We start from the raw sequence: 13236 nt of genomic DNA on the forward strand, positions 1-13236 counted from the left end.
GAGCCCATGTCTGATCGTATCCGTGAAAAACTGCGAATTTTAGCCGATGCTGCCAAGTATGATGTGTCGTGCTCATCCAGCGGTAGCAACCGTAAAAATAAAGACAAGGGTGTGGGCAATACAGGGAATGGCATCTGTCATAGCTATACCGAAGATGGCCGCTGTGTTTCCTTGCTGAAAATTCTGTTCTCTAATGTCTGTATTTTTGACTGTTCCTATTGTGTTTCGCGCCGTTCCAATGACGTTCAGCGTGCAGCATTTACCGTGCAGGAAGTCGTCGATCTGACCATGAACTTTTATCGGCGTAACTATATTGAGGGGCTGTTTCTCAGTTCGGGGATTTTTAAATCAGCCGATCACACCATGGAGCGGATGCTGCAAGTCGTCAAAAAACTTAGACTCGAAGAAAACTTTAATGGCTATATCCATCTAAAAACTATTCCGGGTGCATCACAGGAAATCATTACCGAAGCCGGACTGTATGTCGACCGTATGAGTATTAATTTGGAAATGCCGACGGAAGCGGGACTGCAAAAATTTGCGCCTGAGAAAACCCATGCTGAAGTACAAAAAGACTTGGGCATTGTGCGTGACCGGTTGATCCAGCTCAAAGATGAACGCAAGCTGATAAAGTCCGTTCCAAAATTTGTACCTGCCGGACAAACTACACAAATGGTGGTGGGTGCGCATAGTGAAACCGATCAGGACATTATTTTGATGGCTGACCGGCATTACAAGGAATTCAAGCTGAAAAGGGTGTATTTCTCTGGTTATATCCCGATTAATCCTGAAGAGAAAACCTTACCCGCCATCGGTTCAGCACCGCCATTATTAAGAGAAAACCGCCTGTATCAATCCGATTGGCTGATGCGTTTTTACGGCTTTGCTGCTGATGAAATTGTCGATGATCAGCATCCGAATCTGGAACTGGAGATTGATCCCAAACTCAGTTGGGCCTTGCGTCATCCTGAAGCCTTTCCGGTCGATATTAACCGTGCCGACTATAAAATGATTCTGCGTGTACCCGGCATAGGCGTGCGTTCTGCCCAGAAAATTGTACAGGCCCGCCGTTTTGGACAGATCCATATTGACCAGCTAAAACGCATGGGCGTGGCTTATAACCGGGCGCAGCATTTTATCCGCTGTGCGGATACACCGAAATTCAGGAAAGATCAGCACGCCCATCAGATCCGCCAGCAAATTTTGATGTCAGGGCAATCTAAATATCAGCAGCAACTTTCACCTCAATTAGGATTGGGTTTTTAGTGGCAAGTTACTGTTTTGATGGCAGCATGACTGGTCTGCTCAGTTGTGTATTTCGTGCTTTCGAGTTTAAAGAATTTAATGTGATAGTGACGGCCAATCCTCAAGCACAAACAGGTTTATTTGATGAATTTATCCATGTGGCCTCTAATGATCAACATGGGCAGCGGGTGTGGCAGGGATTAAAGCAGAAAGTATCTTCCAGCAGTTTGCGTGCTTTTTACTATACCTTTCTGTCAGAGCAGGAAGCAGCGTTTCAGAGTCTTTTTGATTTTGCAGTTTATGTCTTTCAAAACCAGCGTCCAGTCGATAAAGATTATGGTCATGCTGCGGTAATCGGCATGTCGCAATGGGCCAAGCAAGTGGGTCGGGAAAAGCATCGCATGGAGGCTTTTGTACGCTTTAAAAAAGCCAAAGATGGCTTGTTTCTGAGTCTGGTCAGACCGGACTTTAATGTCTTGCCGATTATTTCCCGACATTTTCAGGAGCGTTATCAGGATCAAAGCTGGCTGATTTATGATGAGCAGCGTAATTACGGTATTTATTATGATTTAAAGCAGATGCATCAGGTCGAGATGAACGCGGAAATAATCGATCCACAAATCCGGATTGGTCATAGTCAGTCATTCAGTATTGAACTGGATGATCAAGAGCTGCTATATGATCAGCTCTGGAAAGATTATTTCAATAGTGTGAATATTCAGGCGCGCAAGAACATGAAATTGCATATTCAATATGTGCCAAAGCGTTACTGGCGTTATATGAATGAGAAATTACTTTAAACAGTACATCAGGCTGTTTTCAGGCATAATAAGCATTGGTATATTTAAATTGAGTGTATAAACATGAAGGTATGGCTAACGTCATTAGCGCTGCTCACTGGATTAACTGCATGTTCGGAACAACCACAAAAACCGGTCGTAGATCCAGTCAAATATCAGGTTCAGACCGCACAAGAACTGCAGCAACGTTTTGATGCCCTCAATGTCCAGTTAGCCCAGGACTTTCAGAAATTTAAGAAAGTCGAAAGTATTGCTTTCGCGCACCAGTTTCCTTTAGATGTCAATAATCTGCAAAGCTTGAACCAGCATCTCGTTAGCAGTACCGCATTAAAACCCAGTAAAATCGCCTATTGCGATATGATGAATAGTTATTTTGCCGATATGTACCGCTTGGGACATTACAATCTGGAATTGGTCGATGACATTAAATTGCCTAATGCCAAGAATGAAAATCTAAAAGCCAATTTCTCTGACGCTGATCATTTTTATACCTTTATTCTGGATCGTTATACGACTTATCGTCAGGTTCAGCAAACCATGGGTTATGGCTGTAATTTAAAAGCTGCGCTGTAAATCCTAAAGAAAGAAAAAAGCCCATCAATTTTGATGGACTTTTTTGATTTTAAGCATTAGCAACCGGTCAGTTTTTCAGGCTGCGGTTTTTCATCCGGGAAGAAAATCGGACGAAGTTTTACCCCAAGGCCATTACCGATAAAGGCAAATACCAGCCACAACCAGCCATGCAAACTACCTGACGCAATTCCACTGAAATATGCACCGATATTACAACCATAAGCTAAGCGTGCGCCGTAGCCCAGCATTATGCCCCCTAAAACAGCAGCAATCAGTGAACGTTTTGGAATATTGAAATTCGGCGCAAATTTACCTGCCAAACTCGCCGCCAACAAAGCACCCAGCATGATACCGAAGTTCATCATGGAAGTAATGTCATACCAGAGTGAGTTGGCCAGCGCTTTTGCATTACCCGCCTGTTGCCAATAATCCCAGGATGCAACGTCTATACCTACAAGACTTGCACCTTTGGCACCCCACACAGCCAGTGCAGAGGTCACGCCCCAAGGACGACCTGCCAATGCCAGAGTCGCAAAGTTGAGTAAGGTCAGGATAATACCACCCCAAATCAGAGGCCATGGACCACGGATAAAGCGCTTCCAGCCTTGGTGTTTACTACTAGACTCAATTTCGAGACTACCGTGACGTTTCTTTTCGAAATAAACTGTTGCTGCAGCAATAATGGCAAAAATGATAAAGCTCAACAGTAATCCAGGGATCACCCCTAAACTTTCTACTAGAGAAATCGGTTCAAGATGCGGAAGGGCAAACCACCAGTCAAGATGCGAGGTCGCAATCACTGACCCAATACAGAAAAACAAGAGCGTCACCAGCATGCGTGCGCTACCACCACCTACGGTATACAGGGTACCGGATGCACAGCCGCCACCAAGTTGCATGCCGATACCGAAAATAAAGGCACCAATCATGACTGACATGGAAACGGGGTTAACATTGCCTTTAACTGGGTTACCAAATAACTCACCCGCACCTAAGGCGGGGAAGAACAGCAAGACGGCCAGAGCGAGCATAATCATCTGCGCGCGTAAACCACGACCGCGACGTTCCTTGATAAACACACGCCAGCTTGAGGTAAAACCAAAAGATGCATGGTACAGGGTCATGCCCAGTGCACCACCAATCAAGAATAACAGGGCTTGATTTAAGCCAACGATTTGATAGGCACCGATTGTACCTATGATAAGCAAGATAAAAGCTGCCCAAACCGAAATATTCGACCTTTGGGAAGCAGCAACAATGACTGACATGGGAGTGAAAATCTTAAAAATAATAAATAAAGGCTGGTATTCTACTGAATTTCAGCTTTAATGCAGCTTGTTTTAGGGCATTAATCATTATTAAGTCATTCTAATTGTTGATAAGATTTATCAGCTTATCTGATCTTATTGGGCGGTTTAGATAAAGTGCAGATTTTATCTGGTAATAAACCCACTTTAAATTTATAGATATTAATAACCAGAACTATCATGGATAAAAAAGCCTGCAATTTGCAGGCTTTTCAATATCAGACTGAATCCTAAAATTAGTTCTCAGCTTTTTCACGTACATCTTGAGCGCCTTCTTCAACTGCTGCAGCGGTAGAAGCAGTTGCTTTTCGTGCTGCTTCAGCAGTGGCATCCGCGGCGCGGGAAGCTGCAGCAGCTGCATCATCGGCAGCTTTAGCAGTTTCTTCTGCTGCCTTATCCAGAGCCTGTTCAGTTTTGACTTCAGCTTCACGTGTATCATTTTTAATATCATGCCCGGCTTGATCTGCTGCATTTTCTAGATGTTCACCTGTGGTGGCACCTGTTTCAGGCGCTTTTTCTTTATTACAGCCTACCAGGGCAACAGTTGTAACTAAACCTAAAGCAATAAGTAGTTTTTTCATCGGGTAATATCCTTTTGTTGTTGTAGAGCTGGAGTTTAATCTATCAACTATTTATTTGAATTTATGCTAGAAAATAGATCAAAAATTGTTTGTCAAATGTAACTTTTATAGATTTGAGAAAGGTTAGGAGCTACTTGAGGTTTTGATGATAAGTAAGTCGAAGTTTCATTGAATCGATATTAAAGCATAAAAAAAGCCCGCATAAAGCGGGCTTTTCTCAGGAATAAATTACAGGCCGGCAGAGGCTTTAAGCGCTTCCACTTTGTCTGTTTTTTCCCAGGTAAAGGCTGTATCCGAACCTTCACGACCAAAGTGACCATAAGCAGCAGTTTGCTTGTACATAGGCTGGATCAGGTCAAGCATACGGGTAATACCATATGGGCGTAGGTCGAAGTGTTCACGCACCAATGCAATAATCAATTCTTCAGATACTTTTGCAGTATTGAAAGTATTGATTGAAATTGAAGTTGGCTCGGCAACACCGATCGCATAAGACACCTGAATTTCACACTTGTCTGCCAGGCCAGCAGCCACGATGTTTTTCGCAACATAACGACCTGCATAAGCAGCAGAGCGGTCAACTTTAGATGGGTCTTTACCGGAGAAAGCACCACCACCATGACGCGCCATACCGCCGTAGGTGTCTACGATAATTTTACGGCCAGTCAAACCACAGTCACCCACAGGACCACCGATCACGAACATACCAGTCGGGTTGATATGGAATTTGGTGTCGGCATGGAACATGTCAGCAGGAATGATTTTTTTCACGATTTCTTCAATCACAGCTTCTTTCAGGTTCGCTTGAGTGATTTCAGGATCATGTTGAGTCGAAAGGACTACGGCATCTAAACGTACTGGCACACCATTTTCATAAGCAAAAGTTACCTGACTTTTGGCATCTGGGCGTAACCATGGCAACGTACCATCACGACGTAATTCAGCCTGTTTTTCCATAAGACGATGTGCATATGAAATCGGGGCAGGCATCAGTACATCAGTTTCACGGCTTGCATAACCGAACATCAGTCCTTGGTCACCGGCACCCTGATCTTCAGGTTTTTGGCGGTCGACACCCTGAGCAATTTCAGGTGACTGTTTGCCAATCATGTTGATTACAGCACAGGTTGAGCCATCAAAACCCAGATCAGAATGGTGATAACCAATTCCGTTCACGGTATGACGTACAATTGCCTCAAAATCAACATTTGCCGTAGTGGTGATTTCACCGGCAAGTACAACCGCACCTGTTTTTACAAGCGTTTCACAAGCAACCCGTGCATATGGGTCTTCTTTTAAGATTGCATCCAAAATAGCGTCACTGATTTGGTCAGCCATTTTATCTGGATGGCCTTCGCTTACAGATTCCGAAGTAAATACAGCGTACTCGCGCATAGTCCTATCACAGTTAATTTTAAAGACCCGATATGTTACATCGAGTTGCGCTCTAGGACTAGCTTAACGCAACAAAATTGGACGAAATTGTTTCAAAATATTGTGTTTTTAATTGATTAATAGAATTAAAAAAATTGATATGCCTATTAAATCAGCATTATTCGTGAGAGAACATACATTAATAATATTTAACACCCCAAACTGACAAAAAATTAAATTATTAGATTTCAAATTGAATTTAAAAAAATAAACGTGCAAAGAATATAAAGCTAAAAATTCAAACCTTGTTTTAAGCAAGTGATCATTACATCAATAAAGCAAAGCAAGCGGGTATGCCGTGCGACTAGCTGTCTTGTGGGTGTCCGGGTATATCTTCATATTAGCCTCAGTCTTCAATATTTGTCGCTTAGGAATAGCGACATCTTTTTGTATGGACTTTTGGAGCAAGACTATACGGAGATCAGAGATGATGTATCAAAAGGCATTTACCCTGATTGAGGGGCTGATTGTAACGATAATTGTTGCGATTTTAGCTACGATGGCTTTTATGAGTTATCAAGGCTATATCGTACGTTCTCAATTGGCTGATGTGTTTCAGCAGGCTGGGGTATATCGAAGCCATTTTATTGCCTCGGATCAACAGTGTGATGCCGGACGGCAGATTGGTGGCGGTAGCCAATATATCGAAAAAGTGATCATTAACGCTGCGTGCCGGATTGAATTTAAGATGCGGCAACAAGGTGTAGATGCCGCGATTCGCGGGAAATCAATTGCCTTTGATGTTTATAGTGGGAAATGTTATTCAACCAATATTCAGCAGCGCTATTTGCCCAACGATTGTCAGGGTCAATAATCAAAGTCTATAAATATTAAAATTTAACCTAAGCTAATTAGATTTTTATATGGATTTATAAATATTTTATAATTAAAAATAAGAAAAATTACATTATATAAGGCTCAATCGAATCTATTAATTTTCTTTAGAGAGACTGATTTAAAAAGTATGAAATAGAGGCAAAACTAACATAAATTCAATCCTGTTTGCCAGCTTAAAATTTAACGTCAGAAAATGAAGTCAATGTCGAGATGCAGGAAAATTCAACCTGTAAATCAGTCAAGCCAATCAAAGTTGAAGAAGAAATGTGGAATAATTGTACGATAAGGCAAGAGACACTCAATAAACTGATAAATATTGTTGGTTAGTCTTTACCCCTCGCTGTTTTTTTAAGACAATAGGCAGCAGTTTTGAAAGTCTTTTCATCATTTCCTATTTCTGAATATTTTGGACTCTGATTTATGACAACCCCGCTTAATGAACGTCGTATTGCAAACGCAATTCGTGTATTGGCAATGGATGCTGTGCAAAAAGCAAACTCAGGACATCCAGGTGCTCCAATGGGGATGGCAGATATCGCTGATGTGGTTTGGCGTGAATTCATGAACCATAACCCGACCAACCCGAATTGGGCAAACCGTGACCGTTTTGTATTATCAAATGGCCATGGCTCTATGCTTCAATATGCGCTTCTTCATTTAACGGGCTACGATCTTTCAATTGAAGATCTAAAAGCATTCCGTCAACTTCATTCTAAAACACCTGGTCACCCGGAATTGGGTTATGCGCCAGGGATTGAAACGACAACTGGTCCTTTAGGTCAAGGTATCGCGAATGCCGTGGGTTTTGCACTGGCTGAAAAAACTTTAGCTGCACAATTTAACAAAGATGACATTCAGGTTGTAGATCACTTCACTTACTGCTTCCTGGGCGATGGCTGTTTAATGGAAGGTGTTTCTCACGAAGCATGTTCTTTGGCGGGTACATTGGGTCTAGGCAAGCTGATTGCTTACTACGATGACAATGGCATCTCGATTGATGGCGAAGTGGAAGGCTGGTTCTCTGACGATACAGAACAACGCTTCCTGGCATACGGCTGGCAAGTCATTAGAGTTGATGGTCACGATGCTGATGCTTTACGTGCTGCAACTTTAGCAGCAAAAGCTGAAACTGCCCGACCAACGATCATTATCTGTAAAACAGTAATTGGTCTGGGTTCACCAAATAAACAAGGTAAAGAAGACAGTCACGGTGCACCACTCGGTCATGACGAAATCGTCCTGACTCGTGAAGCTTTGGGCTGGACTGATGAAGCATTTGTGATTCCTGAAGATGTGTATGCAGCTTGGGATGCGAAAGCTAAAGGTGCAGAAGCAGAAGCAGCCTGGAACGAAACATTTGCTGCCTATGCTGCAAAATATCCAGCAGAAGCTGCTGAGCTTAAACGTCGTTTATCGGGTGAATTGCCGGCTGACTTCGCGGCAAAAGCGGATGCCTACATTGCAGAAGTGAATGCCAAAGCTGAAACAATTGCGACGCGTAAAGCTAGCCAAAATGCATTGCAAGCACTTGTTCCATTATTGCCAGAAGTTCTAGGTGGTTCTGCTGATCTTGCAGGTTCTAACCTGACCCTTTGGAAAGGTGCGCAAGGCGTGCAGGATAATCCTGCGGGTAACTATGTACACTACGGTGTACGTGAATTCGGTATGACTGCAATTGCCAATGGCGTGGCGCTACATGGCGGTTTTATCCCTTATGTCGCTACATTCCTGATGTTTATGGAGTATGCACGTAATGCAGTACGTATGTCTGCATTAATGAAACAGCGCGTGATTCATGTTTATACGCATGACTCAATTGGTCTGGGTGAAGATGGTCCAACGCATCAACCTGTTGAGCAGATCGCATCGCTTCGTACTACGCCAAACCTGAATACATGGCGTCCATGTGACACGGTTGAAGCAGCAATTTCCTGGAAATCTGCACTCATGCGTGCTGATGGTCCGACAGCATTAATCTTCTCTCGTCAGAACTTGCCATTCCAGACCCGTACTCAAGCACAAATCGAGAACGTGGCAAAAGGTGGTTATGTACTGGCTGAAGAAAAAGGGGAATTAAAAGCAATTATTATTGCAACTGGTTCAGAAGTATCTCTGGCAATGGACGCTTATGCACAGCTTGAAGGCGTGCGTGTGGTATCTATGCCATGTGCTGAAGAATTCATGAAGCAAGATGCAGCTTATCGTGAAGCGGTTCTTCCATCGAATATTCGTGCACGTGTTGCGGTTGAAGCTGCACATGTAGATTACTGGTGGAAATTTGTGGGTCTTGATGGTCGCGTAATCGGTATGACAACGTATGGCGAATCTGCACCTGCAAAAGATCTGTTCCAGTTCTTCGGTATTACTACTGAAGCAGTTGTAGCAGCTGTAAAAGAGATTACTGCATAATCAACTGATTAGGTGGTTTTTTAAAAGGCGCTCCAGTTTTGGGGCGTCTTTTGTTTTTTCGCTTTTTAGCGCTGTTTTCATGTGGCAACCGTTAGAAAGTTCTTCCATAGTCGAAATGAAAGAGTGAGATGAACATGAGCTTGTATGAACAAATTAACGATGAAATTACTTTAATGGATGCAGGCGAACTCAAGTGGATCGGACAGGAGTTACCTCTTGACGCGATGGTTGCAGTTGATTTAATGCTGCAAGAATTAGCCGAAGAAAAGGTCATTAAAGTGCGTCGTAAAAATCATGAAAAGACGACTGGCCTAAAACAGGTTGATCGTATTCTGGTTGAAAAACTTTAAACATAAAGCGTGAAAAGTCCCTGATTGGGGCTTTTTTATGCCGGATGATTTTCATCTGATGGGTTGCTTATGAACACGAGATGAGATAAAGCTAGGTTTAGGCCGCTATAATAATTCAGCGACCACTATCGAAACGACTTAAATGAAAGAAATAAGCCAAAGAAGCAGTTAAACATGAATATACAGCCCCAGATCCAGATCAAAGCTCTAGAGCAAATATCACAGCCGGAATGGCTATTTTTATGGCAAGACTATCAACGCTTTTATCAGGCGCAAATTTCGGATGAGGTGAGTGAAAATACCTGGGATAAATTAACCAATTATGAATTAGATTCAATGTACGGTTTTGCTGCAATGATGGATGGAAAGGTTGTGGGAATTGTACATGTCATTGAGCATAACAGTAGCTGGACAATAAGACCGTATGCCTATTTGCAGGATTTATTTGTCCATCCAGATTATCGTGGCCGGGGCGTGGCGCGTAAGTTGATTGAACATATCTATCAGGTCGCGCAGCAGCGTAATTGCGACCGGGTGTACTGGCTGACTCAGGAATCAAACCATCAGGCACAAGCGTTATATAACAAAGTCGCCAAGAAAACCGGATTCATCCAATACCGTATGGATTGACCATCAAAAGTTAGAAAAATAACTTACAAATTTATCGTTTCATAGCTGCAACAAAACGTTTTATCTTTAGGGCTGCAAACGTTGCCAGTTTCTATACACTTGATGACATCCAAAACGAGAGATAAAAACATGAATTTCAAAACATTAGCATTAGGCTTGGCGGTTGCGTCCGTGGCAACTGTTTCTATGGCTAAACCAGTGGCTTATACCATTGACCCAACCCATACAGCCACCGTATTTAGCTGGGATCATTTTGGTTTTTCTACACCATCAGGTAACTTCTCAAATATTCAGGGTACCATTAATGTTGATGAGCAAAAACCTGCGAACTCTTCTGTGAATGTGACAATTCCACTGTCGAGTATCAATACTAACGTGAAAGCTTTGGATGAGCATTTAGTGGCGGCAGACTGGTTTGATGCAGCGAAATACCCAAACATCACTTTTAAAAGTACCAAAGTTGAAACTCAGGACAAAAAGAAATTTAAAATTACTGGTGATTTGACCATTAAAGGCGTTACTAAGCCGGTTGTATTGGATGCCGTCTTGAACAAGAAAGGCCCACATCCAATGACCAAAGCAGAAACAGTCGGTTTTAATGCCACTACATCATTCAACCGTTCTGCATTTGGTATTGCAAACTATGTACCTAATGTAGGTGATAAAATTACCGTACAGATTACCACTGAAGCAAGTGTGCCAACAGCCAAAGCGAAATAAGCACAACTTGATTAAAAAAGCACCTATATTCAGGTGCTTTTTTAATTGAATCAACAAGTTTAATTCCGGTTAAAAATAAGTAAACAGCCAAAACTGATAAAAATTCCACCGGTGATCCCGTCAATCCATTTGGCAAATTTTTGATAATAGGTATTCATCTTGCGCATTGAAAAAATAACAGCAACAACTGCAAACCAGAGCAGGCTTTCTATAAATACCAAGAATAACAAGGAAGATTGCTCTGATAAGCTTGCATTGGAACTGATGGCCAGAGAAAAGACACTGCTAAAGTAAATCAGGGCTTTAGGGTTGGCCATATTAGTCAAAAACCCCTGAAGCAATAATTTAAAATATGATGCTTGTGCTACCGGGACAGATTCATGTTTTGGTTCAATTAAGGATAGTGGTTTTTTTAAACTTGACTTTAACATCAGGTAGCCTAAATAAAGTAGATATATGCCACCCAAGATCATTAACACCTGCTGCAACCAGGCCACTTTCTGAAACAGGAAATGTAAACCACTGAGCGCACAGATTGACCAGAGCAGAATACTCAACGAAATCCCGATAGCTGCAAAGAGCGCATGTTTTCTGGACTGTCTTATCGCACTTTGTGTTACAAAGAAAAAGTCTGGTCCCGGGCTGATCAGGGCGAAAAAATGAATAACAGCGATACCGAATAATGCGCTCATAAAATTTTTAATATCAAGAATTGGAGTCAAGTTTAAAATGCGCTGAATCAAGATGCCATATTTAATTGAGCCAGATATTGTTCCAAGACAGTTTTTGAAGTCATTTCCAGCAAAGGTGCAAATTGAAGATTGGCTGCGCGAAGTGTAGGTATAGCAATATTAGCCTGTCGTAATTCACCAGTATGGCCAATCAGCCATTTTTCCAGACTGTCACTGGCTATTTCGGGATGAAATTGCAGGGCCAGAATATGATTACCCACACGGAAAGCCTGATGCGGATAAAGTTTAGAGCTGGCCAGTAATTCAGCCTGTGCAGGTAAATCAAAAGTATCACCGTGCCAATGCAGGACTTGAATATCTTCCAGAGCTTGCAGCGGATTATTTTCAACAGAAGCAAGGTTGAGTTTAGACCAGCCGATTTCTTTGGTATGCCCGGAATAGACTTTGCCACCCAACGCAGCAGCAATTAATTGAGCCCCTAAACAGATACCTAAAGTCGGTAGATTTCTCTCTAAACGAACTTTAAGTAAGTTTATTTCCTCTTGTAGGAACGGGTAGTCTTGAGTTTCATAGACTCCAATAGGGCCTCCAAGAATGACTACTAAGCCAGGATGCTCAAAAGCTTTGTTAAGAACATCAATGCCGGCTTCAAAATAGCGGACGCGTAAGCCGAGCTGATAAAAAACATCTTCCCAAGCGCCTAAGTCTTCAAAAGCCAGATGTTGAATGGCATATACAGTATCGGGGAGGTGGGCTAAGTTCAGCATAGTTTTTTGATATCAAGAGAATGATTTAATTTAACGTGAATCAAAAGCAAAATAAAAGGCTTTATCTACCGATCCTGTGCAAAATAGAAAATAATGGGTATCGGTGCACTATCAGCAAGTAAGTAAAAATTTTCGTGTGATCGCTACATCAAGCATTTCATTTTTTCTTTTGTATAAGAAAGGGAGTAGAGTAAGGCTGCCGTACTGAATAAAAACAATAAGGTCATCAGGAACAAGGATATGCAAAATATACGTTTATATGTCGATCAAAATAGAATCAGCCCTTATGCTATGTCGGTCTATGTTGCCTTAAAAGAAAAGGGTTTAGATTTTCAGGAAATCGTGATTGATTTAGATCAGCAGCAACAGAAATCTGCGGCTTATCAAGCCATTTGTCCAAGTGCTAAAGTTCCGTGTTTAACGCTAGATCATTTTAGTCTGTTTGAATCATGGGCAATCACTGAATACTTGGAGGATGTCTTTTCAGCACCTAATTATCCAGCTTTATATCCTAAGGAAATTCAAGCCAGAGCCAAATGTCGCGCCCTACAAGCCTTGGTCAAAACCGATTTTATGCAAATCCGTCAGCAGATGCCTTCTGATTCGGTATTTCATCCAGCAAAAATATCTACACCTCTTACAGCTCCGATAACTGAAGAAATTCAGCGCTTGGTGAATGTGGCAGAACATATGCTGAAGGACATATGGTTGACTGAACACTGGTCAATTGCAGACTTCGATTTGGCCTTTATGTTGCATCGTTTGTTGAGCCATCAGGTGAATCTTCCTGTGAAAATAATAGGATATGTCGAGCGTAATTTTAAGCGTGCTTCGGTACAGGCGTGGCTGGCAGAACATGAAAAAGCCAAAACTTTAATTTAATGCCGACTG

At 42.1% G+C, this 13236-nt stretch carries 14 protein-coding genes; 9 read left to right on the forward strand and 5 right to left on the reverse strand.

The window, feature by feature from the left end; all coding sequences use genetic code 11:
- The first annotated feature begins 6 nt into the window (after positions 1-6).
- The 3 genes from VXP95_RS01250 (at position 7) to VXP95_RS01260 (ending at position 2618) form a co-directional block, all read left to right on the forward strand.
- Positions 7-1266: a putative DNA modification/repair radical SAM protein gene (locus VXP95_RS01250; RefSeq protein ID WP_416711230.1), complete on the forward strand. Its 1260-nt coding sequence runs from the start codon at positions 7-9 to the stop codon at positions 1264-1266.
- Positions 1266-2045: a TIGR03915 family putative DNA repair protein gene (locus tag VXP95_RS01255; RefSeq protein ID WP_416682276.1), complete on the forward strand. Its 780-nt coding sequence runs from the start codon at positions 1266-1268 to the stop codon at positions 2043-2045. Before VXP95_RS01250 ends, VXP95_RS01255 begins: the two co-directional genes overlap by 1 nt.
- A gap of 63 nt (positions 2046-2108) precedes the next feature.
- On the forward strand, positions 2109-2618 hold the full coding sequence (locus VXP95_RS01260) for a hypothetical protein (protein WP_064102008.1): 510 nt from the start codon (positions 2109-2111) through the stop codon (positions 2616-2618).
- A 56-nt stretch (positions 2619-2674) separates the two neighbouring features.
- Here the strand turns inward: VXP95_RS01260 and VXP95_RS01265 are convergent, their stop codons facing one another.
- The 3 genes from VXP95_RS01265 to metK all read right to left on the reverse strand — a co-directional run bounded on the left by VXP95_RS01265 (position 2675) and on the right by metK (position 5901).
- On the reverse strand, positions 2675-3886 hold the full coding sequence (locus tag VXP95_RS01265) for a YeeE/YedE family protein (RefSeq protein ID WP_416711231.1): 1212 nt from the start codon (positions 3884-3886) through the stop codon (positions 2675-2677).
- 275 nt (positions 3887-4161) lie between these two features.
- On the reverse strand, positions 4162-4506 hold the full coding sequence (locus tag VXP95_RS01270) for a hypothetical protein (protein WP_144723927.1): 345 nt from the start codon (positions 4504-4506) through the stop codon (positions 4162-4164).
- A 228-nt stretch (positions 4507-4734) separates the two neighbouring features.
- Positions 4735-5901 (reverse strand): methionine adenosyltransferase, encoded by a 1167-nt coding sequence (gene metK, locus VXP95_RS01275; RefSeq protein WP_005246700.1) that lies wholly within the window; start codon positions 5899-5901, stop codon positions 4735-4737.
- A gap of 469 nt (positions 5902-6370) precedes the next feature.
- On the opposite strand from metK, the gene VXP95_RS01280 reads away from it, so the two are divergent.
- The 5 genes from VXP95_RS01280 (at position 6371) to VXP95_RS01300 (ending at position 10886) form a co-directional block, all read left to right on the forward strand.
- Complete coding sequence (locus VXP95_RS01280; RefSeq protein ID WP_064095955.1) at positions 6371-6754, forward strand: prepilin-type N-terminal cleavage/methylation domain-containing protein; 384 nt, start codon at positions 6371-6373, stop codon at positions 6752-6754.
- Between the two features lie 443 nt (positions 6755-7197).
- Entirely contained in the window at positions 7198-9186 is a 1989-nt protein-coding gene (gene tkt / locus VXP95_RS01285) for a transketolase (protein WP_064102010.1), read from the forward strand.
- Between the two features lie 134 nt (positions 9187-9320).
- Entirely contained in the window at positions 9321-9536 is a 216-nt protein-coding gene (locus VXP95_RS01290) for a hypothetical protein (protein WP_064095957.1), read from the forward strand.
- Positions 9537-9710: 174 nt separating this feature from the next.
- Positions 9711-10166: a GNAT family N-acetyltransferase gene (locus VXP95_RS01295; RefSeq protein ID WP_144723929.1), complete on the forward strand. Its 456-nt coding sequence runs from the start codon at positions 9711-9713 to the stop codon at positions 10164-10166.
- A gap of 129 nt (positions 10167-10295) precedes the next feature.
- Positions 10296-10886, forward strand: a complete 591-nt coding sequence (locus VXP95_RS01300; protein ID WP_064095959.1) for a YceI family protein — start codon at positions 10296-10298, stop codon at positions 10884-10886.
- A 59-nt stretch (positions 10887-10945) separates the two neighbouring features.
- On the opposite strand, the gene VXP95_RS01305 is transcribed toward VXP95_RS01300, so the two are convergent.
- Both VXP95_RS01305 and VXP95_RS01310 read right to left on the reverse strand, forming a co-directional pair.
- Positions 10946-11578, reverse strand: coding sequence for a LysE family transporter (locus VXP95_RS01305; protein WP_064096168.1), 633 nt, complete (start codon positions 11576-11578; stop codon positions 10946-10948).
- Between the two features lie 47 nt (positions 11579-11625).
- The gene (locus tag VXP95_RS01310) at positions 11626-12345 is read right to left on the reverse strand and encodes a glutamine amidotransferase (RefSeq protein WP_064095960.1); all 720 of its coding nucleotides are present in this window, start codon (positions 12343-12345) and stop codon (positions 11626-11628) included.
- 240 nt (positions 12346-12585) lie between these two features.
- On the opposite strand from VXP95_RS01310, the gene yfcF reads away from it, so the two are divergent.
- Complete coding sequence (gene yfcF, locus VXP95_RS01315; protein WP_416711233.1) at positions 12586-13227, forward strand: glutathione transferase; 642 nt, start codon at positions 12586-12588, stop codon at positions 13225-13227.
- The last annotated feature ends 9 nt before the right edge of the window (positions 13228-13236 follow it).

Source organism: Acinetobacter sp. 226 (genome assembly GCF_048147925.1).
GTDB classification, from domain to species: Bacteria; Pseudomonadota; Gammaproteobacteria; order Pseudomonadales; family Moraxellaceae; genus Acinetobacter; species Acinetobacter pecorum.